Raw genomic sequence first — 25394 nt, forward strand, 5'->3', positions numbered from 1 at the left:
AGTTAAGAATATTTTTCGATTGAAATATCTCTTATTTATTTCCCAGCTACAGTACTTGGAACCGGCAAGTTAAGCTCAGCTAAGACCTTCTTCATATCATCCCAGGTCAACTTCTTTGCTTTGGGATTCATAAGAAGGTATGCCGGATGGAATGTCGGGATAACAGGTATGCCTCTAAACTCAAGGGTCCTACCCCGTTCTTTCGTGATAGAGAAATTCTTCCCAAAAAAAGTAATCCCTGCAACCCGCCCTAAAACAACTATCATCTCTGGAGCTATGATATCCAGCTGCATAAAAAGATAGTGAATACACTCCTCAACCTCATGAGGATGAGGATCTCTATTCCCAGGAGGCCTGCATTTAAGTATATTTGCTATATATACATCCTCCCTCTTAAGACCCATGGCATTTATAATCTTCGTCAACAATTGGCCGGATCTGCCAATGAATGGACGAGCCTGCATATCTTCATCAGCTCCGGGAGCCTCCCCAATAAAGAGTAGGCGTGCATCGGAGCTGCCCTCACCGAAGACAATATTATTCCTGCTTAAATGGAGCGCACACTTTTTGCACTTCTCTATCTTTCCGCGAAGACCATCTAGGTAATAACTCTTACTTTTAGGCATAACAAAATCCTTTTTCATTTTAAGATTATACTTTTAACGGCATCATGTAGATCTTTAGCCACAAAATCTGCTCCAGCATTAACATCAAAAACGTTATCTATCTTAGTCTTACCACTTAAAACAAGGATCGAACTTATTCCAAAATTACTAGCACTCTCTACGTCTCTTTTGGTATCACCTATATAAAATAGGTTTGCTCTCCCTATACCGCTATAGTTATCCATAACCTCTTCAAACATCTTTGTCTTAGGCTTCCTACATTCACAATTATCAGAATCCTGATGCAAGCAATACTTTATATCTTTCAGCTTTACTCCGTATTTATGCAGCTCATCTTCTAAAGCAGAGGTAATACTATTGAGTATCTCTTCTGAATAAAACCCTTTGCTGACCCCAGCCTGATTTGATATTAAATAGACGTCATAACCGTTCTCTATCAAAAGCTTTAAGGCTTCAGCTACACGGGGAAGAACCTCAAACTGTTCAACGCTTCTTACGTAGTCAGATCCAAAATCTGACGGCTCTCTATTGATAACTCCATCACGATCAAGAAATATAGGTCTCATACTTTAAAAAAGATCTCTATTTCTTTTTACCCATTCAACGAGATAGTTTAAACCCTGATCCAATTTTATAGCTGGAGCCCAGTTAAGCTCATTCTTCACCTTGGTAATATCAGAGATATATACCTTCTGATCGGAGGGCCGCCAATCTGAAAAATATTTCTCTATCTTAAATGAGAGGAGATCTTCAAGTAGAGTGAGGTACTCAAGAAGCGAGGTGGTGTTCTCAGGGCCGCCACCGATATTATAAAGCCCGGATTTTTTACCTGAAACATGGAAAGCATTAAAAGCTCTTACTAAATCATCCACAAAGAGAACATCTCTAACCTGTTTTCCGTCTCCGTAGATAGTTATCTTCTTACCCATAACAGCAGCTATAAGAAACCAGGCTAACCAACCCTGGTCTTCAAAGCCAAACTGGCGCCTTCCATAGATACAGCTCATTCTAAAGACAGAGCCCCTAATATTGTAAGTATCTATGTACTCCTGGAGGTAGATATCTCCTACGTATTTACTCGCGCCATATGGAGTATGCGGAACAAGATCTATACCGGTAGATTCAGAGATTCCCTCTATCTCTTTAAAAGAGTATCTCTTCTTAGTTTCAACTAATTCATAATTAGATACATTTTCACCATAGACCTTATTTGTGGAGCAGAATATAAAAGAGGCTCCGGGGGCATACTTCCTTGTCGCCTCCAGCATGTTAAAGGTCCCTACTGCATTAATATTAAAATCTTCAGCCGGATTCTGCACTGAATACCCAACACCCGGCTGGGCTGCAGCATGTATTATAAGCTCAAAATCGTTTTTCTTAAAAACCTCTTCCAATCCATCTCTGTCTCTAATATCAAGATAGACCCTTTCAATATTCTTAAAATCAGAGAGATATTCCCAGTTGTATTCAACTGACTTTTTATCGCTTCCAAAAAGTTTTGAACGCATAAGATTGTCTATCCCCACAACCTCATCACCTTCTCCAGCATAGAATTCAGCGCAATGAGAACCGACCATCCCGGCAGCACCTGTAATCAACACCTTCATGTCTCCTAAGCACTCCTTCCTTTAAGAAGTTTAACCAACTCTATTAAAGCTTCTCCTTCTTTTTTAAAAACCTTAATATTAGAGATAGCCTTCTTAGTGCAATCATTCATCTTCTTCCTGGACTCCTTCTCACCTATTGCAGATATGTAATTTGGACTCACATCGTTTCTAAGAGAGAATTTGCCAGTCTTTGACGTTGCGCCCTCAAGAGCCAAGAGATCATCGCTTATTTGAAATACCATGCCGAAAGATTCAGCATAGTTTACTAACGCAGTAACTTGATCTTGCTTGAAGCCGCAGAGCAATGCAGCCACCTTGGAAGAGAGAATAAAAAGAGAGGAAGTTTTTCTCCTGTGAATCTCCTCTATCTCTCTCTTGTTTACACTCTTACCAGAGAAAGAGAGATCTAAAAACTGCCCCAGCATTACACCCTCCTTACCTATCTCTTCAAAAACATCTTGATTTATCTCTAAGAGTCTCTCCCTGTCTTCCAATGATTTTATAAGATCTTCTGTTATTAGCTTGAGCCCGTCAAGCATAAGAATATTGGCTGTTAAGATAGCGGTCGACTCCCCATAGACTTTATGCAAAGCTGGTTTACCGCGTCTAATCAAAGCATCATCCATAGAAGGTAGATCATCGAGTATAAGAGTACTGGAGTGAATCATTTCGATTCCAGCTGCTGCATTGAGTACCCTTTCAAGACCTACTCCGGCTAAATCGGCTATAGCAAGCATAATGATAGGCCTTATCCTCTTGCCGCCTTCAAACATGGAGAACCACAATGCCTCATGAATCTTCTCAGGCTGATCATGAATTGGAAAAACATACTTAATGTACTCATCGACAAGCTCTTTTCTCTGCTTTAAATATACCTTGATATTCATATAGTCACCTCGCACCTTTTATAGATATTCAACAAGAGCTTCAACACAAGGCCTCACCTCTAAGCCCGTAGCTCTTTCAAATTTATCAACACTTAAAACCGAATATTCCGGACGTTTTACAGTTATAGATATCTCGCTCAGCTTAAAAGGCTTTATAAAAATACTCTCTAAATTACAGATCTCTGCAACCTTAAGAGCTAACTCATACCTGCTCAGTTCTCCTTTATTTGCGAGGTGGTAGATCCCGTAAGCTATACCGCTGCCCCCTTCACCAACCATTACCTTTGATAAAAACTCCTTTAGGCAGCGCGCAAAATCAAGAGCATAAGTAGGAGAAATAAACTGGTTATCTGCTACATCAACCCCTAAAGAAGACTTCAGCCTGCTGCAGATATCTCTTAGTGGGTCATTGTTATCCCCATAGAGTAAGCCTGTTCTTAGAGTGTAGTATTTTTCTGAAAAATAGCTTACAAAATGCTCTCCTGCATATTTAGTCTCCCCATAAATAGTCTCAGGGTGGGGCTCATCTTCTTCTGTATAAGGAGAGTGCTTATCGCCATTGAAAACATAGTCTGTACTTATATAAACAAAGGTTGCGTCAGATTTAGAACTATGGTATGCGAGATTCAAGGTTCCGATTGCATTAACACTATGGGCTATACCAGGATTATTATGGCAAAAATCAACGTCAGATATAGCTGCGGCATGTATGACAATTTCAGGGCTATGAGAGTCAAAAATCCTCTCAACTGCCGACTCGTCAGTTATATCACAATCTACCCCTAGAACCTCTTTCTGGTGTGATATCAGAACAAGCTCGTAATCATCTTTTAACTCTGAGACTAAATAACCACCCAATAAACCGCTTGCCCCCGTAAGCAAAACCTTCATATCTTTAACGCCTCCCAGCTATATTCGATATCATCTAAGTCAACTATTTCTTCGTCAGGATCTTCTTTTTGATAGAGAGAGTCTGTCAGGTTAAAAATATAAGCCTCCCTAGAGCCTAAACATTGCAAGCCATGGTAGACTCCAGGCGGTATTCTAATAAGAGAAGAGTTAACTCCGCTAAGAATAAAATCCTCTATAGCTCCATATGTCCTAGAGCCCTCTCTGTTGTCTTTAAGTACAAGCTTAACACTGCCTTGGACACAGCAGATATTATCGGCCTGATTATAGTGCAGATGCCAACCTTTTATAACACCTGGATTGATAGTGCTTAGATAGGCCTGGCCGAACTTATCAAAAATATCATCATCGCTTCTTAAAATCTCAATCAATCTTCCCTTCTCATTCTTAAACCAATTCAACCTCTTGATATCAACGCCATCTATCATAGGTTTTTCTTGCCTCCAACAGGTTTACCCAATGCGGAACTGCCGAAAGGAAGATACAAGAAACCATAGCGATCAAGTTCTAAATGTTTATAGAGGTTTCTTCCATCAACGATAAAAGCAAGATTCATAATCTCTTTTAATTTTTTGAAATCAACATCTTTAAAATCATCCCACTCTGTTGTAAGTAGAATGCAATCTGCACCTTTAGCCGCTTCATACTTATCAGCGACATAGCTTATTCTACCTTTAAATACTTCCCTTAGATTCTCCAGCGCTTGAGGGTCAACAACTGCAACTCTAGCACCTTCTTTAAGTAAAGCCTCTATAATGTCTATTGCCGGAGCACCTCTTACATCATCTGTCTGAGGCTTAAAAGATACCCCCCAGAGAACAATTTTCTTATCTTTTAGTATCCAAAGTCCTTCCTTTATTTTTTTTAAGACAAGTTGACGTTGTTCTTCATTTATTTTTCTCACTTCTTTAAGTAGATTAAAATCATAGCCCAACACTTCAGAGATATGGATAAATGCATCGACATCTTTAGGAAAACAGCTGCCGCCATAGCCAATGCCGGCCTTTAAGAACCTATCTCCTATTCTCTTGTCCATACCCATGCCTTCTGCAATTTTATCAATATCTGCTCCAACCATCTCAGATATCCTAGATACCGCATTTATAAAAGAGATCTTAAGAGCCAGGAATGAATTAGAGGCATGCTTGATAAGCTCGGCGCTCTTAATGTCGGTAACAATAATAGGTGCTGCCAGCGAACTATAGAGACAGAACAGCAGGTCTCTGGCCTTTTGGCTATCTACCCCGATAACTATTCTATCGGGATGCAGAAAATCAGCCACCGCTGAACCCTCTCTTAAAAATTCTGGGTTCGATGCAACATCAAAATCAACTTCACCTTTGATATAGAGCTGCATGGCCTGCCTTACCTTTTCACCTGTCTCAACTGGTACAGTCGATTTTTCAACTATCAAACGGTAAGAGTCCATATTAACTGCAATCTCTCTGGCAACGTTTTCAACATAACTTAAATCAGCTTCACCATTAGATTTAGGTGGGGTGCCTACGGCTATAAATATTATCAGACCATGGTCAACCGCCTCTTTAAGTGAACTGCTGAATCTAAGACGGCCTTCCTCTTGATTTTTTAGAAGTAACTCTTCCAGTCCCGGCTCATATATCGGAATCTTACCTTTTTCAATCTCTGCTATCTTGAGCCTATCTACATCCATACAGAGAACATTGTGACCCAGCTCAGCTAAAGCTACACCTGTAACCAGACCTACATAGCCAGAACCTATAACTGATACATCAAGCTTATCTTTTAGTTTCATAGCTTAATCCTGTTTTTGAAATTAGACTAATATTATACCAAAAAATCAAAGAATAACAACATCTTCAGGCTTCTCCCAGAATCTCTGAAAGAAAAACCACTGCTCAGGATAATCTCTAAGATACCCCTCTATAGCCCTGTTGATATCAGCTATAATTCTATGCATCTCATTAAGGGTAAAACTCTCATAGGTAAACGGTCCTTTGATTATGCTTTTATAACCCAAGCCGTCTCTAACTGTAACTATAATAAGAATAGGGACTTGAGCACGTAAAGAGATTAAAAAGGGGGCTTTTGGAAAATAACAATCCCTACCAAAAAGCCTGCCTTTTATAGAGTTTCCAGTAAAATCACGGTCGCTTAGAAGACCAACAATACTGCCCTCCTTGAGTCTCTTAAGACAGACATTAAAGGAGTTCTTAAAAGGAAGTTCTTCAATTCCAAGCCTCTTTCTCTGCCGCTTGAAGAACCTATCTACATATTCTATAGAATGATCCAGCGCAACAGCCGCAACAGAATAATCAAGATAAGATAAATGTCCTCCGGAAAATTCCCAATTACCAAGGTGCATACCTAATCCTAAAACACCATTAGAGGAAGCTTTGAAAGATTCATCTACTACCTCTCTTCCCTCAATCTTTAAATAATTCTTAAAAAATTCTTTACCTCTAGATCTAACTCTCATAAAATCAACCAAATAGAATGAGAAATTCTTGAAAAGCCTTCTAGTGGAAGCTTCTTTAAAGCTAGGACCCATAACAACTTTGAGATTATCGCGTACTACAGCCACTTTTTTTCTGGCAAAAAGATAGTATAAGAGAGAGAGCATCTGAGCAAGCTCTATAGCAAATGAACGCGGCAAAAGTTTAAGTAGATTTATAAAAAAAAGATAGAAAATCTTTATAACGATCCTAGACATATCCTATCAGATTGAGTATCTCCCTTGAGATCTTTAAAGAAGAGTCCGGAAATCCCGACCCCCGAGCTGAATCCGACATAATAGAGAGCTTATTGCTCACCTGAAGCAGTTCTTCAACAAGAATACCTATATCTGCTATCCGATCACATCTTATTGCCGCACCGCTCTTGAGCAAAAACTCTGTATTGCTTATCTCCTGGCCAGGTATCGGATTAAATATTATCATCGGCAGCCCTTTAGCTAAAGCTTCGGCAGTGGTTATTCCTCCGGGCTTTGATATTAATATATCAGCAACAGACATAATCCAATCCATATGCTCAACGTAATCAAAGACCTTAAATGGTTTAAACCTATTTAACCGTCTTGATTTTATCTTAAGATAGCGATGCAGCTTCTTATTCACGCCGCAGATAGCAACTATCTGAAATCTCTTTTGCGTTTTAGCGAGAGAGTAAACAACCTGTTTTATTCTCCCTAAACCTCTACCTCCACCCATAACAACTACAACCGGTAAATCTGGCTCTAAACCCAGCTCTTTGAAAACTTTATCTCTATCCACTGACCTCATAAATCGAGGCGAAATCGGTATTCCATAGACCTTAACACGCTCTTCTTTTATGCCATTTTTGACCATCTGATCTTTTGTAGATTCATCAGATACAATATAAGAGTCTACACTGTCATAATACCAGAAAGAATGGGTCACATAATCTGTGGTTACACCTACAATAGGTATATCTATCTTCTTATATTTCTTTAAATCTGCAACCATGCCGCAAGGAAATGCCTGAGTACAGACAACAACATCCGGATTAAACTCCGAAAAAAGATTAATAAGCTTTCTAGAGCTATATTTGTGGATCATCTTTTTAAGGTTTCGAGAACGCCTAACTACATCAGGGTTATCATAAAGATATCCCCAGACCTCAGGGCTCCTTCTTATAATCTGCATATAGGTAGTGTGTGTAATTTTATTGAGCACGGGATTGGTATAACTAAAAGCATTGACGCAATTGACCTCTATGCTGCTATCTAATTCAATTATGGCTTCCTGCAATGCCAATGCAGCATGATGATGGCCTGACTTATTGGTCATATAGAGAATAAGAATACGACGAGGGCTCAACTCTCTCTACTCCTTAAGAAACTGTTCAATTCTATTTAAAGCCTCTTTAAGCTTATCGAATTCAGCGGTATAGCATATTCTTATATAACACTTATTATTCTCCGGCCTTCCAAAAGCAACTCCGGGAACAACAGCAACGCTCTTCTCTTTAATCAGCTCATAGGAAAATTTTTTACCATCAAAGTTCTTATCTAAAAGAGAAGCATATACATAGAAAGCTCCATCTGGATAAGGAAAACTGAATCCAAGTTCAATTAACCTCTCCATAACATAATTTCTTCTTCTTAAATACTCTCTCTTCATCTCCCTTAAGGCATTATCCCCTTTTAAGAGAGCCTCAGAAGCTGCTATCTGAGACATTATAGGAGCACAGAGCATGGTATATTGATGAATCTTAGACATAGCCGCAATCACCTCAGGAGGACCGCAGGCATAACCTATACGCCAACCTGTCATAGCATAGGCCTTAGAAAACCCGTTTATGTACACAGTTCTTTCTTTCATACCAGGAAGAGTCGAAAAAGGAATATGCTTAAAATCATATGTCAAATCTCCATAAATCTCATCGGATAAAACTACTAAGTTATACTTCTTAACAATCTGAGCAAGCTCTTTTAGTTCTGACCCCCTGTAGCTCACCCCTGTAGGATTAGCAGGATAATTTAAGACCAACAATTTTGTTTTTTTAGTAATAGAATCCTTTAGCAGTTGAGGTGTTAACTTAAAACCATGCCCAGTTGTATCTATATATTTAGGTTTTGCTCCGACAAGCTTTGCAACCTGCAGATAAGAGACATAGCATGGTTCAGGAACAAGAACCTCATCTCCCGGATTAATAAGAGCTCTTAAGGCCAGGTCATATCCTTCGGATGTCCCGACAGTAATTAAGATCTCGTCTTCATGGTCATAAGAGAGCTTATACTTCTTTTTAAGATGGTTTGAAATATCAAGCCTCAAAGATTCCATCCCTTGATTAGAGGTATAGGAGGTATATCCTTTCTCAAGAGCATAGATAGCTGCCTCTGATATATTCCAAGGCGTTACAAAATCAGGCTCGCCTACTCCTAAAGATATTATATCGTCCATTCCAAGAACAAGATCAAAAAACTCCCTTATCCCCGAAGGTGGAATAGATTTCAATTTTTTGGATATATCTATACTCATAAAGTAATATTCTTTCTATGGTTACCGCCTTTAGACTCAAATATTACACCTTCCTCTTTATACTTCTTGAGGAAGAAATGAGTAACAGTTCCTTTTACTCCTTCTAGCGGCGCAAGCTTCTCGGCAATAAACTGAGATACCTTTTGGATATCCTCACCCTCAAGCATCAAAAGAAGCTCATAAGTTCCAGAGACAAGATAGCAGGTCTTAACCTCGGGAAACCTGTATATTCTCTCTGCGATATAGTCAAAACCCAGATTCCTCTTGGGGGCCACTTTAACTTCAACGATGGCCCTCACAGGCTTAAGGCCCTTTACTTTATCCTCATTTATTATAGCCTTATATCCAAGTATTACCTTGCCTCTCTCCAGTTTTTCAATATCACTCTTAACTGAAGAGGCTTTACGCTTGAGCACCTTTGCAATGTCTTCCGAAGACAACTTGGAATTCTTCTTAAGTAAATTTAAAATTTCATTCATCTTTCACCTCGCTTTTTTCTAAAACAGCTATCAAGTCACCCGGATTAACCACACTACCTTCAGGATATTTTAATGCAATAATCTTACCTGAGCAAGGTGCTGTGATATTAAAAGTAGTCTTCTCTGTTGCAAGCTCAAGTAGATCTTCTCCTTCAACTACTCTGTCTCCTTCCTGGCGATGCCAGAATATAACAGTAAAACTGTCTACACCTTCAGTATTAGGAACTTTAATCTCAATATTTTCCATCCAAAACTCCTTTGATTTTAAAATTCCTGATTATTATATCAATAGAGCCGGGATTAATACAAGATAATTAGGACTTAGTTATTTTGATAAAATCTTCTTTGCAACTCTTACTGCTTCAATCGCATCTTTTGCATAGGAAGCTTTAAGGCTTTTTGCATAACCATCTGTTACAACAGCGCCTCCAAGCATAAACTTAACTTTGAGTTTTTCCTTGCGAACCAACATCAGAACCTTCTCCATGTTAACCATAGTAGTAGTCATTAAAGCGGATAAACCTACAATATCGGGCTTATACCTCTTTATCTCTCTCACTATGATTTTAGCTGAAACATCCTTACCTAGATCAATTACGCTAAAACCATAATTACCCATTATAAGGGCTACTATGTTCTTACCGATATCATGAATATCCCCCTCAACGGTTGCAATCATAACCAAAGCTCTTCTCTTACTATTGTCCTCCTTAAGGTAGGGCTCTAAGATGGAGAAAGCTTTTTTAACAACCTCAGCGCTGGATATCAGTTGAGGTAAGAAGCATTCTTTGTTATCAAATCTTTCACCTACAGTACTAATTGAAGGAATCATAATCTTATTCACAATATCTATAGCTGCTACACCTTTGGCTAAAGCAGATTTTATCAATTCGAGAATTAAATCTCTATCCCCTTCAATAATAGACCTGGATATTTTATCTTTGATAAAGTCAACAGAATCTAGCTCAATATTTATTGGTCTAACAGGATGTTGGGCAGCAATAGAATTAGAGAAACGTTTTATAAAATCTCTGCCGCCTCTATCTTTAACCAAGAGAAGACTTTTAGCATATTTACTCTTACGGCTATTCTTGATCTTATAAGAATCTAGGATAGCAAGATTTAAACCTTTCTCTTCTGCTAAAGAGAGGAAAGTCTTATTTATAATATCTCGTCTAGGAAGCCCGAATGATATATTGGATAACCCTATAATCGTATTCATCTTTAACTCTTTACTTATATACTCAATGGTTTTAAGCAGCTCAACTCCTGCTTCAGGCTCTGCTGATACAGCTAAAGTAATGCCGTCAACCACAATGCTCTCTTTTTTAATTCCAAAATCTTTTACTTTTTTGATTAACCTATCTATCGTCTCTCTTCTTTTTCGAAAAGACCTAGGGATACCGACTGAAGTCAAGGGTAAGAGTATAAACATAGCTCCATACTTTTTAATAACAGGCAGGAGCTTTTTCAACTTTTCGCTCTCACCGGATATAGAATTAACCATAGCGCGTCCCGGATAGAACCGCAAAGCTGCCTCAATCACATCCGGATCCAAAGAGTCAATCAGAAGAGGAAGTTTTGAGCTAACTGCTAAAACCGATATTGCACTAAGCATAGTCTCTCCCTCATTAGCACCTAGAACAGATACATTTAAATCCAGCAGTTTTGCTCCGCTAAGCTCTTGTTCTCTGGCAAGATTTCTTATCAGAGAATAATTTTTATCTAAAATTGACTTCTGCAGCCTCTTCTTACCGCTAGGATTGATCTTCTCTCCAACAGCTATCAGAGAGGAATTTTTATCGAAAACTAAGCTAGAGGCTGCAGAGCTTAAAGTACTATATCGCAGCAACTTCTTAGAGGCTGGCTTTAGGCCTTTTAGCTCTCTCTTTAAAGCTGCTATATGTCGAGATGTTGTTCCGCAGCACCCCCCTATAATACTGACCCCGGATAAGATCAAATCCTTTCCGGCTTTAGCAAACCTGTCTTCTGACATATCGAAGACAGTCTCACCGGCTATGACTTTAGGCATCCCGGCATTGGGCTTTGCAACAAGAGGGAGATTAGTATAATCCTTCATCTTCAAAATAACACTTTTCATATCTAAAGGACCGCTGGAACAATTAGCACCTACAGCAGAAGCTCCTAAGCTCTCTAAAGTAATAAGAGCGCTTAGAGGATCAGTTCCGTTCAATGTCCGGCCAGACTTTTCATAGCTCATCGTAACGATAGTAAACTTATCGCTCATTTCACGCACAGCTATTAACGCCGCCCGTGCTTCCTGAATATCCATCATCGTCTCTATTACAAATAGGTCAACATCTGCTTCAAGTAACCCTTTGACCTGTTCTTTGAATATATCAACAGCTTGGTTAAAATCAAGCTCTCCAAACGGTTTAACAAATTTACCTGTAGAGCTAATATCACCTGCAACAAGAACCCTACCAGAGCCGGCAACATCTTTTGCAATAAGAGCGAGTTTCTTATTCAACCCTACGATATCAATCTTTTTGTCTCCAAGCTTTATTCGATTGGCTCCGAAAGTAGCACTATATATGACATCAGACCCTGCCTCTATATAGCTCTTATGCAGTTTACGTAGAGCATCTCTATTCTCCAAACACCAGATCTCAGGCAAGACCCCCGAAGGCATACCCATATCATATAAAGATGTGCCGCAGGCACCATCAAGGATAAGCGCTCTTCTTTTTAAGATGCTCTCTATCTTCATATCAATCTAACCAATATCCTCTATAGCGGTAACTGCAGTTACCGATTTCTCCGGTATCAACTGAAAATAATCATTGATCTTTATTTTAAGCCTCTTGAGCTTCATCAAGCGATAGATCTCGTTCTGATGTTCTATTTTAAAATCACTGTAGCCGCAAGAGATACGCCTCATAATAAGACGTTTCTTCTCTCTTAGGAGTTCTCTATTTAAAAATCTCTGTATCCATTCTAAGGATAGCTCTACTGATTCCGATGCCAGAGCATCTAAGACAACCGCTTTAGTCATATTATCATCTTGAGCAATTTTAATTTCATCCATTATGCTCTCTCCGGCAGTTGCAGCCATAAATAGAGCCTCTCTATAATTACCTATAAGAGAAGAGAGAAGCTTACTCTTTACACTAAGGCCGTTTTCAAATTCAACTACCGAGCTGCTGTTTCTCTTAACCGGGAGCCTCAAGTAGGCCCCTTTAAGTTCCATCTTAGAACGTCCCTCTTGAATATAACCATCAAACTCTTCAATCTGATGAGAGGCTATATTCATCTCAGGCTTAGAGCCCAACCTTCTATAGACAATCTCCCGTGGAGTATCTATGCTTATAGGATCAAAATATTGTAATTTCTGCATAGTATCTATTATAAACAGTTTAGGCTAAAAATAATAGCCTCTCTTAAATACCGATACCTCTAACGTAGACTTTTCCGCAATGGCGCCTCCCCTCTCCAGATACCATACCTCTCTTGATATCTTTAAAAGTAACTGTCCAGTCTGCTTTAATTGCCGCAGTCCCTACAATTCCAGAGTCGGAATCCAGCCCTGAAGGAATATCTACAGAGAGAACTTTTATCTTAGATTTATTTATTAATTCAATAACGCTCTTCTGCGGTTCTCTGATCTCTCCCTTAATACCTATCCCCATCAATGCATCTATTAAAATATCAGCTCTTGCAATCTCAAGACTTAAGGGCTTAATATCAGATACGTTCTCTATATTGCTCGCTCTTAGCCCTAAACCCTCAAGAACTCTTAGCTGCACCAATGTTTCATTTTTGACTTTATTCGTGTTGGCTACCAAAAACAGTTTCACTCTTAGGCCATTAATATGCAGATGCCTAGCTGCAACTAGACCATCTCCACCGTTATAGCCTGCCCCAGAGACTACGACAACAGAACCTAATCCCTTTATTTTTTTTAACAGAATCTCTGCAGCACCCCTCCCGGCATTCTCCATAAGAGCAGCTCTAGGTACTCCAAGCTCATATATTGCGCGATTATCAATCCGCTGCGCCTCTTTAAGCGATATTACCTTCATAAAACCTCCACCTTATCAATTAACCCCGAAGATATCCAGATATCATAATCCCCTTCTCCTTGCGATATAAATACAGCTTCAATATTATCCTGACTCTCAACAGACTCTCTGCCTTTATCAAAACCCATCACAAAGAGAGCTGTTGCCCAACCATCTGCGTCAATAGCTCTAGGGGCTACAACAGTAACACTCAAAATATCTCCTTTTACTGGAAACCCGCTTCTAGGGTCTATAATGTGAGAGAACCGCTCGCCTTTATAATCGAGAAACCTTTCATAATTTCCAGAGGTCGCAACAGCAGAATCTTTAATATCTATTTTAGCAATCACGCTCTTAGGTTCTTTGGGATCCTGAACGCCTATTTTCCAGCCACCTCTACTTAGCCCATCTCCTAAGCAGTAAATATCACCTCCTATCTCAACGAGAGCACTTCTAATCCCATCAGATTTAAGTAAATCTACGATAGAGTCTATTGCATAGCCCTTGGCTATTCCCCCGAGATCGATACTTACCTTATTATTCTTAAACCTTATTGCACTGTTAACTGAAATATCAATATTCTCCCAGCCTAAATAAGATAAGACTTGCTGAACCTCTCTCTCTTTAGGTAAAGACGGTTTTCTGCTTTTAAAACCCCACAGTTCCATTAATGGCCCAATCGTAGGATCAAAACAACCCCCGGATTCACGGGCTATATTAATAGCATCTCTAATAACAGTAACCATCTCATCTGATACCTTAAAATAGCCCTCTCTCCCATAATTATTCAGAGAAGAGAGCTCGCTATCTTCGCTATAATAGCTAAACTTGCCTTCTAATCTCTTAAGTTCCTGGGCAATAGCATCAAAAAGGCGGCTATCTCTATCATCCTCGATCTTAACCATGTAATAAGTAGACATAACAGAACCACGCTGAAATAAAACTTCAGCTCTGGCCGCTAAAGAAAAAACTAAAGAGGCTATACTGATGAACAATAACACTCTGGTATAGTATTTTAATTCTGAATATTTCAATTGAATCTAAATAGAGTTGAGGATCTTTTCTACATCTACATATCTACCGATCATCTCTTTGACCAACTTAATCTTCTCGTAGTCAGTTGATCTTAACTTTACATTTAAATCATATATAGCAGATGCAACAGTATAAGTATCATCCTCTGAGGCAAGGAGCGGTATTCCCACTCTCTCTATCTTGTTCAAAACCTTCTTGCTCGGCAAAATACCTCCAGTCAACAAGATCCCCGCAATACTGTAGTCATTTGTATCGGGAATAGAACAAGATCTAATCGCAGCCATAGCTATATCCTCTCTGTCCCCCGGGGTTATTATTAAGGTATTTCTTCCTATATATCTAAATGCATCATGAGGCTCCATAGCCGCTATTATGATCTTCTCTACAACATTTCCTTTTTTTTCTCTAGAGGAGATAAAACCGAGATCCATCTCATCGGATATCTGCTCCATTGTAGGCGCAGATAGTATTGGATTATAAGGGATGGTGCCTAATTCATCAACCCCCAGCCTATTAAGCCCTCTACTTACAAGAGAGGAGATCTTCTCGTACTTCTCCTTTAAAACTTTATTCACAACAGCACCAATAACATCTGCCCCTTCCTTGTCAAAGAGAGCTTTATTAAGGACGATTTCGTCTATAGGCTTGCCTACTCCTCCAGACGATACTATCACAACCTTTGCATCCAAGATCTTGGCAACCCTGGCATTGGAATGGTCAAAGACAGAGCCCACCCCCGCATGGCCGGTACCCTCGATAATCACAAGATCGGAAGAATCTGCAATCTTATTGTAAGACTCAACTATCTTAGACGTAATATCAGCAGGGTAAGGATTTTCTATGTATCTTTCGGTAAACCCTCTCTCAACCGCAATTGGATTAAGAATCTTCAAAGGAAACTCAAACTTAAACACCTTCTCTATCAGAACAGAGTCTTCATCTACTTGATAACCTTCTTCAAAAAGATATCTCTGCCCTATCGGCTTTATAAATCCTATTCTTTTAAAGTGGTTCTTGAGGTTAAGAAGTAGCCCTAAGGCAACTGTAGTCTTACCCCCATTCTGATTTGTAGCAGCAATAAATATCTTCTTCATTGAAATCAAATATTAGAAAGAGGGCGCTCTATCAATCTTTTAAATCTTTATTTTTATAGCACGCCGATGCTTTTGTCTCTATCCCACCCCTAAGATTAAAGATAGCCTCTATTTTTAGCTCAACAGGATTCAAGATTTTAACCAGATCTTCCATGATTTTATTAACTACATGTTCATGGAATATTTTAACCTGCCTAAATGCTAGGAGATAATACTTAAAAGACTTAAGCTCTATACATAGCTTGCCTGGTACATATATCAAGCTTATTCTTGCAAAGTCCGGAAGACCTGAAAAGGGACAGAGACAACTAAATTCATCCGTTGAATGCTCCATCTCTATTATATTCTTAGGATATTCATAAGGAAAAGTCACTAAGATCGAAGACTCCACTACAGAGATATCAAAGGTCTCGCCTATCGCTTTAAGTGCTTTCTGTTCTATGTCAGAAGAATCTCTATTCTCATAAACCATATCTTAGATCTAAACAGCCCTAAGGCTTAAAAGTACGGTACTTACGGATTATACTCTTATCTACCTTCATCTTGCCTTCAACCCCACCCATTGGAATAAGAAGCGTAATGGTATCAGTATCTCTCTCTACCAAAACTCCATTTAAGGTATAGCCGTTTTTAAAAATCACTTCACAGGGATAGCTAAGCACTACCTCGCTCTGCTCTATTTTCTTTGAAGCAATAAAACTCTTCACTCCTATTTTAAAAGGCTTGAAAACAATAAGGCTGATTAAAGAAATCCATGCTCCCCAGAAGAGAATCTTCTTCCCCAAAATAAGAATTCGATAGATGTTTATCTTTGCAATATCCGCTACAGCGCCTTTGGCCAACTTTTTAGAGCAATACATGGCCATATCGGCTTTGTGAACAAGCGACTCTATATCTACAGCATCCTGAGGATAAGATGCAACACCATAGCTGACACTAATCTTTAATAATTTTGTTTTAAATAGGAAAGGACGTTTCTTCAGATTTCTATTACAAAGCCTAAATAAGATCGAAGCATACTTCTTATCCTGCTCAGGAAAGACTACGACAAACTCATCTCCCCCGTAACGAAAGAGCACACCCCTATCTTCAAATGTAAGCTTTATAGTCGAAGAGACATACCTTAAAACACTATCCCCAAACATATGACCGTATTTATCGTTTATAACCTTAAAATGGTTTAAATCTATAAGTCCTACTGTAAAATTCTTCTCTGATTCAGTAAGAGAATCAACATAGGGTTGAAATTCATCTCTAGTATAAAACTTTGTTAAATGATCTTCTTTCATAAGCGTCATAAAAATAACCTCATCTTTTTGAACTATTATATACAGAAAATGAAGAAATTAAAATACTTAATTCAAAAAGAAATATCAAAGGCAGGGCAAGAATGACCTGAGTAAAAACATCCGGAGGAGTCAAGATCGCAGCCAGAATAAAGCTGGCTAGATATATATATTTCCTACTCTTCTTTAATGTTCCAACCTCCACCAATCCGGATCTAATAGAAAAAAGAACAGCAAGCGGGATTATAAAGATGATTCCAAAAGACAAAAGCAGCATAAAAAGAAAGGAGATGTAATTGCTGACAGTTATCATTGCACTTATATTCCCTGCCTCAAAATTAAGCAAAAAATTAAGAAAACCGGGCAAAAACAACAGGTAGCCAAGCACTACCCCTAGATAGAAAAAAAGAACTATAAAGAATATATAGGCAAAAGATGACCTTAAACTGCTCTTTTTAAGAGCCGGCTTTAGATATAAGTACAGTTGAGAGAGAAGAAAAGAAAAAGCCGCAAATGCTCCCAGAGATAGGGCTATCTTTATTCTGGCAATAAAAAGCTCTGCCGGATGAATATAGATCAAACTGGTTATCGGTTTTTGAATGAACAACAAGAGATCGTTTACAAAAAAATAGCTGATGACTACAGAGAAAAAATAAAAGATGAGAACATATATAAACCGTCTCCTGAATTCTTCAAGATGATCAAAGACAGTCAAGCTTGTCCTCTCAACTTATAGTATCATCCGATTCTTCTTCACTCTTATCGGAGTCAATACACTCAGACTCTTTTCTAAACTCTCTAAGAGTTTTGGCAAGAGCTCTTCCTATCTCAGGCAGCCTCTTAGCTCCAAAGAGAAGCAGTACAATCAAAAGGATTACTAGTATCTCGGCTATACCCATTCGAAACATCCCTCACCTCCTAAGATTTAGACAACCCTCTTTTCTTTTTGATTATATCACGAAAGGCTAGAATAGACAGGACAAAGATCAGATAAATAAAGATGGCTCCTGCTATGCTTATTTGAGGCATATCTAAAGACGCAAAAGGAAGAGCAGCTAGATTATCCAAAATCTTAAAGAGATAATAGAATACCGGAAAACCACTCTGAACTAGGACCCGAGAGAGAGAAGGAATCAAAGGGTATAGTATAAGTACAAAGAAAGCTGAGCTTATAAGATAGGAGAACACGATGATAAAAGCAGTATTCACAACTAGCGCAATCAAGGAGATTCTATTGAAGTAATACCAAATAAGAGGAAGGACAAATATGTAGGCCCCGAAAGTAACCTTGAAGTAGCTAATCGCCTTTCCTTTAAATCCAGATCTTAGCTGATCATTAAAAGCATACAGCATGATAAAGATCCCTGATATAGCAGTAAATGAAAGCTGAAAGCTAAGACCAAATAACTCTTGAGGTTGTAAGAGAAGCATTATAAAGGCAGCCGACATCAAGAGATTAAAAGGATTTACCTTATACCCCCGGAACCAGAAATAAAGATATATTAAAGCCATAAGAGTAGCCCGCGTAACAGGAGGCCTACATCCGCTTAAGAACATATAGGAGATGAGTATTACTGCTAAGAGAAGAGCCTTAAGCCTTCCATAGATACCTAGTAGTTTAACCACAAAGCCAAAAAAGAATAACAATAATCCAACGTGGAGTCCGCTTATTGCAAGAATATGAACAACTCCAATCTCTTGAAATACTTTACGCAAATTTTTGACACTACTGCCAGCCTCTCCAGCTACTGTTGCTTTTATAAAAGGTGCATACTCTCTAGGGTAGAGTTCATCTACTGCTATCAATGTGTACTTTTTAATTTTATAGATATACCTTTTGAATGAAAAATACTCTTTTAGCTTAACAGTTTTATCCGCAAGAAAATAGCTGCCCCCTCTAATACTTCTAAAAGTACCGGTTAGGGATAGTAGATCTCCGGGTTCTATTAAAGGGCTATAGTTAGAATAAACCTCTATAGGGATAGCAGTACCAGTCTCTCTGCCGTTGATGTTTTGCAAAGATAGAGTAAACCTTAACCTCTGATCTCTCTTTAATGGAATCGACGTAACAGCTCCCTCGACACTAGTCTCTTTCAAATACTTTAAACTAGATATAGAATCCCCTCTTAACTCTTTTATTTCAATATTAACAGCGCCTAAAAAAATAAAGACTAAGGATATAAGTGAGAGGAAAACTCTGCTCTTGATAAAAAACAACGAAGCTAACAATAGTAGAATTGAAAGAATAAAAAGAGTGCAGATATTTAAATCAAAAAAGTAAGCAGCTATAATACCTGTGATATAGCTTATTAAAATAAAAAACAGATTTAACGAAAAAGGAGGCATCTTATAATTTAAGATAGGGTCTCATCTTCTCTAGTTTCTTCTCTCCCACCCCTTTGACATTTTTCAACTCTTCAATGCTTTTGAATCCTCCGCTATTGTAGCGATACTCTATTATTCTCTGAGCATAGCTCGGCCCTATGCCGGGAATCTGAATAAGTTCAGCATATGAAGCAGCGTTTAAATCTAAGGGGAATACTGTCTCTGATTTAGCTCTGTCTGAAATCAGGTTATATCTAAACTCTCCAACACCTACAAAAGAGACAAAAAGATAGATTAAAAAAGAGAATGCCAAAAAGAATAAAAGATATTTTCCTTCCCTGCTCAAACTAATCTTCACACAATAATATTAATTATCTGCTTTCCAATCACAATAAATTTCTTTACCTCTTTGCCCGCTAAACGCTCTTTTAGTTTTTCATCTTTAAGCACGATTCCTCTAATCTCTTCTTCTCCTGCATCATTTGAAACAGATATCTTACCTCGCAGCTTACCGTTTACCTGAACAGGAATCTCTATAATCTCCTGAAGGAGTGCTGCCTCTTTATATTCAGGCCAGATAGCCTCTCTAATCAGAGGAGACTTCCCTCCAATCTCTTTCCATAGCTCCTCGGTTATATGCGGTGCAAAAGGCGACAATAATATGATTAGTTTTTCAAGAACCTCAACTAAGAGCTCTTTACTTATGGCCCGGGCTGTAACATCCGATTGAGTCTGGTTTACCAGCTCCATAATAGAACTTATTGCAGTGTTAAACTTAAAACCGCCCTCCATATCCTCTGTTATCTTCTTGATTGTCAGATTCAATACCCTGTTAAGATCTCTTTCTCTCTCCTTATTTATATCAGAAGGGATATATTCATCTAATCTTTGATATAGACGCCAAAATCTATTTAAGAATCTATACGCTCCTTCAACCCCTTTATCTGACCACTCAGCATCCTTCTCGGGGGGCCCGATAAAAAGAATATAGAGTCTCATTGTATCCACACCGTATTTTTCTATCAGTTTATCAGGGGCTACAACATTACCTTTAGACTTAGACATCTTGGCACCGTCCTTTACAATCATACCTTGAGTAAAGAGTCTCTTAAAAGGCTCTTTGAAATCAATAAAACCTAAATCAAACAGCACTTTGGTAATAAATCTAGCATATATAAGATGCATCGTAGCATGCTCTATCCCTCCTATATACTGATCAACAGGAAGCCAGTGATTAACCAACTCAGCATCAAAGGCTTTCTCTCTGTCTTTAGGACTTATATAGCGCAAGAAATACCAGGATGAGTCAACAAATGTATCCATCGTATCAACCTCACGCCTTCCTTCCCCTCCACATTTAGGGCATTCTGTTTTAACAAAATCAGAGCAGAGCTTTAGAGGTGACTCACCAGTCGGCTTAAACTCAACATCTTCGGGTAAAAGCACCGGTAGATCCTCCTCTGGTACAGGAACTATACCGCATAGGTCACAATATACTATTGGAATAGGAGCTCCCCAGTAACGCTGCCGCGATATCAGCCAATCTCTTAACTTATACTGCACCTGCCGCCTTCCAACCCCTCTCTCTTCCATATGCTCGGCAATCTTAATCTTTGCCTCAACTGATAAAATTCCGTTAAAGCCAGAAGAGTCAACTAAAACCCCTTCATTCTCATAAGCCTCGTTCATCTGATCTAAGCAAAGAGAGCTTTGAGGATCATCAACAACTACACGCATAGGTAAATCGTATTTCTTAGCAAATTCAAAATCTCTCTGATCGTGAGCCGGAACAGCCATGACAGAACCTGTGCCATACTCCATTAGAACATAATTAGCACAAAAGACAGGAATCTTCTCATCAGTCATAGGGTTTATTGCATATTTACCAGTAAAGATGCCTTCTTTCTCTAGGCCGGCAATATCTTTTGACTTTCTTACCGTTTTTTTTATCCTCTCTATAAAATCAACAACACCATTATCAACTTCACCCTTTCCAATCCATCTTTCTATGGCATGGTGTTCAGGAGCAAGCACTAAATAAGTTGCACCGAAGATAGTATCCACACGCGTTGTAAAACAACTCAGCTTCTCGCTTTCTCCGACTATAGGAAAATCTATCTCAACACCGTGTGATTTACCGATCCAATTTCTCTGCATAGTCTTAACTCTCTGCGGCCACTCTTCTAATTCATTAAGGTCACCTAAGAGCCTTTCGACATAATCTGTGATCTTAAAAAACCATTGTTCCATCTCTCTCTCCTGAACCGAAGAATCACATCTTTCGCAATTACCATCCAAGACCTGCTCATTTGCAAGCACAGTCTTACAAGAAGGACAATAATTAACAGCGGCTTTCTTCTTATAAGCCAGACCTTTATCATAAAGCTTCAAGAATATCCATTGAGTCCACTGATAATAATCAGACTTACAAGATGTGACCTCTCTCTCCCAATCATAACCTATGCCCCAGTTTTTAAGTTGAGAAGTAATCCTGTCTATGTTAGACAGAGTCCACTTCTTAGGGTGGATCTTATGTTTTATGGCCTGATTTTCAGCCGGAAGACCAAACGCATCCCAGCCTATAGGTGCTAATACAGATAAACCCTGGATGCTCTTATATCGCCCTACAACATCACCTATGACATAATTCCTGGCATGTCCTACATGAAGCTCGCTCGACGGATAAGGAAACATAACTAGGCAATAATATTTATCTCTACTCCTGCCTGCAGTATCTACATTAAATACTCTTTGATCCTGCCAATACTGCTGCCATCTCTCTTCAAACCTCTGAGGCTGATAATCCTCCATTAAATTCTCCCTTCTCTTGATGCCGGCGTATAGATTTCAAAGAAACCTGCAGGCATTTCGTTTCAGATATTTTACCTTATTTAAGTTTTTGATGTCATCTTTTTCTTTACCCTTAGGTGTCTCAAGTATAATTGGTAATCTCTTGAGCTTGGGGTGATTAATAAAATTACTAATGCCTTTGCTCTTAATAAAGCCCTCGCCTATATGTGCATGGCGATCTCGTTTAGAACAGCAGGGAGTATTAGAGTCATTTAGATGCAGCAGTTTAATGCTATCTACCCCAACCTTTTTATCAAACTCCATTAAAAAAGCATCCAGCTCTCTACTATTACCTAAATCTACTCCTGAAGCAAAAAGATGAGCGCTATCAAGACATATTCCAAGCTTTCCTTTCTTCCCCTTTAAAAGATCTTTAAAATCATCTATCTCCCAGCCCAGCTTATCACCTTCTCCGGCTGTATTTTCAAGTAATATCAAAGGTTTAAAATTAATCCTTTTAAAGATAGCGATTAAAGATTCCCGCATAATGTTTAAACCTTTCACCTTGTCCGGATTTGAACCAAAATGTAAAACATAATATTCAGCAGCTACCTGAGATAAAAGCTTAAGGTCTTCTACTATCGCAGAGATCGACTTATCTCTTATTCTTTCATCTGAAGATGCAATATTTAAAAGATAGCTTCCGTGTATAACTAACGGGTCTATCCCATACTCTTTACGTCTTTCGATAAACTTTTTAACCTCATTTGAGTCCAATACCTTTTTAGCATAACCTCTGGGGTTACGGATAAATACCTGCATTGCATTAGAGTCAAGGCTCTTGGCTTGATCTAGAGCCTTAAGAAGACCTTTTGATATTGAGAGATGAACCCCTATGGCTAACATTGAAAAGAGTTGCTAGTTGCTGGAATAAGTTGCTTTTAAAACTTCCTGGGTTAAAATAATATCTAAAATCTTTTTTAAATTCCTTACGTTCTGATACTTCTGCTCTAAGCCTAAAAAAATGCTCTTCATCTTCGGAGGCCTTTTAGATAGATCTTTATGTACGATAGAAGATATCTTTATTCTCAAATCTTCAACTATATACCTGCTCTGGATCTTATTTTTAGAAGACGCTCCCTTCTTTCTAATTTTAACTAAGTTTACCCCTTCTTTTTTCTGCTTAACTATATATATCTTATCAATATCGATAAAAAACTTATTTACCTTAAAGTCCCCTTTGATGAAAGATAGCGGTTCAAATTCAAATTCAACCAAGTCTATCTCGATAAATCTCTTCTCTCTAAAATCTTTAGGGTTTAACAGCATCACCCCGCCTAAACGGATGTAGCCTTTATGAATCTTAGAGTCGACATTCTCTATGCTAATTCTAGCATTAGTCTTAATACGAACTGCTACGTTTAAAGCAACTTTTAGGAAAGTATCCTGAAAGAAAAATGCCAAAACCCCTAAAATAATAATGAGTAGAAACAGTTTTTTTAAAATCCAGCCTAAAAAACCCATAATTTAAAGAGGTGATCAAGCATCCTGATATTGGTATTTATAGTACTTACGATACAGTCCATCTTTTTTAATCAACTCATCATGCTTCCCTTCTTCCGCTATCCGGCCATCCTCTATAACTATTATTCTATCAGCCCTTCTTGCAGTTGAGATACGGTGGGCTATCAAGAATACGGTCCTGCCCTCTATTAGTCTCTGTATAGCCTCCTGAACCTTAAGCTCTGATTCTGCATCAAGCTGGGCTGTTGCTTCATCCATTATAAGAATAGGAGGGTTCTTCAAAATAGCTCTGGCTATTGCCAATCTCTGCTTCTCGCCACCTGATAGATTAGTTCCTCTCTCACCTACCATTGCATTGTACTTTTGGGGAATTTTTTGAATAAAATCATCTGCGTTTGCCGCAATCGCAGCCTCTTTTACTTCGTCTAAACTTTTATTTTTAACACCGTAAGATATGTTGTTTGCTATTGTGTCGTTAAACATAATGGGTTCCTGAGTAACAAGACCGATATGCTTTCTAAGTGAATCTATTGTTACGCTCTTTACATCAACACCATCTATTAGAACAGCTCCTTCACTTGAATCATAGAACCTAAGTAATAGATTTACAAGGGTCGATTTGCCAACACCGCTTGGCCCAACAAGGCATACAATCTCACCCATCTTAACCTTAAGATCTATACCCTTTAAAACCTCTTCTCCTTCTTTGTAGCTAAAGCGTACATTTTTATATTCAACATCTCTTTTAGGTATCTCAAGTGTTGATGCACCATGGACTTCACGAACAGATGGCTCTTGATCCAAAAGCTCAAATATTCTCTCTCCTGCTGCAAGCGCAACTTGGTTAAAATTATATACCTTGATAAGGCGCTTTATCGGCTTCATTAACATTGCCATCCCTGCCAAAAACAGCATGAATACACCAAAAGACATCTCCCCCGCTATAACCCCTCTTCCCCCTACAATAAGAACCACGACACCTGCAAAAGCAGCTACAATCTCTGATGCCGGATTTATCACAAGAGTTCTACGCATGGTCTTAAGCATGAGCTTGTAGAAATCTTGATTTAGCAGTTTAAATCTAGATATCTCTTCTCCTTCCATGGAGAATGCTTTTACTATGTTCATTGCTGTAAAGGTCTCCTGCATTCTAGAGTTTAAGTCGCCCATCTTGGCTTGAGTCTGCTTAGATATCTTACGTAATCTCTTTCCAATCTTTATGAGCGGAAAACCGACTATCGGCATAACAACAAGAACCATTAAGGCCAGCTTAAAATGTATAGTTAAAACAATGCTTGCAAATAACAGCAGCTGAAAAGAATAGTATACACCCTCAGCTAAACCTTCAGTAAGAACATGGCGCATTACATAGACATCATATGTCATCCTGGACACCAAATCACCAACTCTACTCTTAGAGAAGAAGTCCATAGACATATATTGAATTTTCTCAAATATCTTTGCCCTTATATCCCTTATGACCCTCTGCCCGGCAATCTCCATAAAAATAGATTGAAAATAGAAAGTAATACCCTTTAAACATACAAGGACCAACAATGTTATGGCCAGCATGGTAAGCAGCTTCATCTGCGGTATACTATTAACCTTGGCTATCAACTGATTTATAAAATCGGGAATATTATCCTGCGGCAAAACTATAGGCTTATTTGTTAAAACCTTATCGGCTAAAGGAGCAAGCATGCTTAGAGATGCTCCATCTGTTAAGGTAGAGATGATCATAAGTACAACAGCAGATGCAATCACACCTAAGTAAGGCTTGGCCATTTTTATAATTTTAAAGTATAACTTCATGGCTTAAGATTATAGC

27 protein-coding genes are annotated in these 25394 nt (G+C 38.6%); all 27 read right to left on the reverse strand.

Annotation, left to right across the window (positions count from 1 at the left end; genetic code table 11):
* Positions 1-35: 35 nt before the first annotated feature.
* Positions 36-626, reverse strand: coding sequence for a uracil-DNA glycosylase (locus P9X27_05580; GenBank protein MDP8253848.1), 591 nt, complete (start codon positions 624-626; stop codon positions 36-38).
* 14 nt (positions 627-640) lie between these two features.
* Positions 641-1192, reverse strand: coding sequence for an HAD-IIIA family hydrolase (locus P9X27_05585; protein ID MDP8253849.1), 552 nt, complete (start codon positions 1190-1192; stop codon positions 641-643).
* 3 nt (positions 1193-1195) lie between these two features.
* Positions 1196-2233: a GDP-mannose 4,6-dehydratase gene (locus P9X27_05590; GenBank protein ID MDP8253850.1), complete on the reverse strand. Its 1038-nt coding sequence runs from the start codon at positions 2231-2233 to the stop codon at positions 1196-1198.
* A gap of 5 nt (positions 2234-2238) precedes the next feature.
* The gene (locus tag P9X27_05595) at positions 2239-3120 is read right to left on the reverse strand and encodes a polyprenyl synthetase family protein (GenBank protein MDP8253851.1); all 882 of its coding nucleotides are present in this window, start codon (positions 3118-3120) and stop codon (positions 2239-2241) included.
* Positions 3121-3138: 18 nt separating this feature from the next.
* The gene (locus tag P9X27_05600) at positions 3139-4011 is read right to left on the reverse strand and encodes an NAD(P)-dependent oxidoreductase (protein ID MDP8253852.1); all 873 of its coding nucleotides are present in this window, start codon (positions 4009-4011) and stop codon (positions 3139-3141) included.
* Positions 4008-4457 carry a dTDP-4-dehydrorhamnose 3,5-epimerase family protein gene (locus P9X27_05605; GenBank protein ID MDP8253853.1) on the reverse strand — a complete coding sequence of 150 codons (450 nt, stop codon included), beginning with the start codon at positions 4455-4457 and terminating at the stop codon, positions 4008-4010. The genes P9X27_05600 and P9X27_05605 overlap by 4 nt, the downstream gene beginning before the upstream one ends.
* A complete protein-coding gene (locus P9X27_05610; protein ID MDP8253854.1) occupies positions 4454-5803 on the reverse strand; it encodes a UDP-glucose/GDP-mannose dehydrogenase family protein in 1350 nt (449 codons plus the stop codon). The genes P9X27_05605 and P9X27_05610 overlap by 4 nt, the downstream gene beginning before the upstream one ends.
* 45 nt (positions 5804-5848) lie before the next feature.
* The gene (locus P9X27_05615; GenBank protein MDP8253855.1) at positions 5849-6721 is read right to left on the reverse strand and encodes a lysophospholipid acyltransferase family protein; all 873 of its coding nucleotides are present in this window, start codon (positions 6719-6721) and stop codon (positions 5849-5851) included.
* Complete coding sequence (locus P9X27_05620; protein ID MDP8253856.1) at positions 6714-7847, reverse strand: glycosyltransferase; 1134 nt, start codon at positions 7845-7847, stop codon at positions 6714-6716. Before P9X27_05620 ends, P9X27_05615 begins: the two co-directional genes overlap by 8 nt.
* 6 nt (positions 7848-7853) lie before the next feature.
* Positions 7854-9011, reverse strand: a complete 1158-nt coding sequence (locus P9X27_05625) for an aminotransferase class I/II-fold pyridoxal phosphate-dependent enzyme (protein MDP8253857.1) — start codon at positions 9009-9011, stop codon at positions 7854-7856.
* Positions 9008-9490: an Lrp/AsnC family transcriptional regulator gene (locus P9X27_05630; GenBank protein MDP8253858.1), complete on the reverse strand. Its 483-nt coding sequence runs from the start codon at positions 9488-9490 to the stop codon at positions 9008-9010. The genes P9X27_05625 and P9X27_05630 overlap by 4 nt, the downstream gene beginning before the upstream one ends.
* Positions 9483-9737, reverse strand: coding sequence for a lipoyl domain-containing protein (locus P9X27_05635; GenBank protein ID MDP8253859.1), 255 nt, complete (start codon positions 9735-9737; stop codon positions 9483-9485). Before P9X27_05635 ends, P9X27_05630 begins: the two co-directional genes overlap by 8 nt.
* Before the next feature lie 78 nt (positions 9738-9815).
* A complete protein-coding gene (locus tag P9X27_05640) occupies positions 9816-12221 on the reverse strand; it encodes a homocysteine S-methyltransferase family protein (protein MDP8253860.1) in 2406 nt (801 codons plus the stop codon).
* Between the two features lie 6 nt (positions 12222-12227).
* Positions 12228-12848: a hypothetical protein gene (locus tag P9X27_05645; protein MDP8253861.1), complete on the reverse strand. Its 621-nt coding sequence runs from the start codon at positions 12846-12848 to the stop codon at positions 12228-12230.
* Positions 12849-12891: 43 nt separating this feature from the next.
* Positions 12892-13533 carry an NAD(P)H-hydrate epimerase gene (locus tag P9X27_05650; GenBank protein MDP8253862.1) on the reverse strand — a complete coding sequence of 214 codons (642 nt, stop codon included), beginning with the start codon at positions 13531-13533 and terminating at the stop codon, positions 12892-12894.
* Positions 13530-14546, reverse strand: a complete 1017-nt coding sequence (locus P9X27_05655; protein MDP8253863.1) for an FAD:protein FMN transferase — start codon at positions 14544-14546, stop codon at positions 13530-13532. The genes P9X27_05650 and P9X27_05655 overlap by 4 nt, the downstream gene beginning before the upstream one ends.
* A gap of 6 nt (positions 14547-14552) precedes the next feature.
* Positions 14553-15641 carry an AAA family ATPase gene (locus P9X27_05660; GenBank protein MDP8253864.1) on the reverse strand — a complete coding sequence of 363 codons (1089 nt, stop codon included), beginning with the start codon at positions 15639-15641 and terminating at the stop codon, positions 14553-14555.
* Between the two features lie 31 nt (positions 15642-15672).
* The gene (queF, locus tag P9X27_05665) at positions 15673-16113 is read right to left on the reverse strand and encodes a preQ(1) synthase (protein ID MDP8253865.1); all 441 of its coding nucleotides are present in this window, start codon (positions 16111-16113) and stop codon (positions 15673-15675) included.
* A gap of 19 nt (positions 16114-16132) precedes the next feature.
* Positions 16133-16939 carry a GGDEF domain-containing protein gene (locus P9X27_05670; protein ID MDP8253866.1) on the reverse strand — a complete coding sequence of 269 codons (807 nt, stop codon included), beginning with the start codon at positions 16937-16939 and terminating at the stop codon, positions 16133-16135.
* 10 nt (positions 16940-16949) lie between these two features.
* Positions 16950-17642, reverse strand: a complete 693-nt coding sequence (tatC, locus tag P9X27_05675; GenBank protein MDP8253867.1) for a twin-arginine translocase subunit TatC — start codon at positions 17640-17642, stop codon at positions 16950-16952.
* A gap of 10 nt (positions 17643-17652) precedes the next feature.
* Positions 17653-17835, reverse strand: coding sequence for a twin-arginine translocase TatA/TatE family subunit (gene tatA / locus P9X27_05680; GenBank protein MDP8253868.1), 183 nt, complete (start codon positions 17833-17835; stop codon positions 17653-17655).
* Between the two features lie 10 nt (positions 17836-17845).
* Positions 17846-19273: a ComEC/Rec2 family competence protein gene (locus P9X27_05685; GenBank protein ID MDP8253869.1), complete on the reverse strand. Its 1428-nt coding sequence runs from the start codon at positions 19271-19273 to the stop codon at positions 17846-17848.
* A 1-nt stretch (position 19274) separates the two neighbouring features.
* On the reverse strand, positions 19275-19610 hold the full coding sequence (locus P9X27_05690; protein ID MDP8253870.1) for a helix-hairpin-helix domain-containing protein: 336 nt from the start codon (positions 19608-19610) through the stop codon (positions 19275-19277).
* Complete coding sequence (gene leuS / locus P9X27_05695) at positions 19607-22063, reverse strand: leucine--tRNA ligase (protein MDP8253871.1); 2457 nt, start codon at positions 22061-22063, stop codon at positions 19607-19609. The genes P9X27_05690 and leuS overlap by 4 nt, the downstream gene beginning before the upstream one ends.
* Positions 22064-22099: 36 nt before the next feature.
* The gene (locus tag P9X27_05700; protein MDP8253872.1) at positions 22100-22948 is read right to left on the reverse strand and encodes a deoxyribonuclease IV; all 849 of its coding nucleotides are present in this window, start codon (positions 22946-22948) and stop codon (positions 22100-22102) included.
* Positions 22949-22960: 12 nt separating this feature from the next.
* Positions 22961-23566 (reverse strand): hypothetical protein, encoded by a 606-nt coding sequence (locus P9X27_05705; protein MDP8253873.1) that lies wholly within the window; start codon positions 23564-23566, stop codon positions 22961-22963.
* Positions 23567-23581: 15 nt separating this feature from the next.
* Complete coding sequence (locus P9X27_05710) at positions 23582-25378, reverse strand: ABC transporter ATP-binding protein (GenBank protein MDP8253874.1); 1797 nt, start codon at positions 25376-25378, stop codon at positions 23582-23584.
* Positions 25379-25394: the final 16 nt, after the last annotated feature.

The organism is Candidatus Kaelpia aquatica, assembly GCA_030765335.1.
Taxonomy (GTDB): Bacteria; Omnitrophota; Gorgyraeia; order Kaelpiales; family Kaelpiaceae; genus Kaelpia; species Kaelpia aquatica.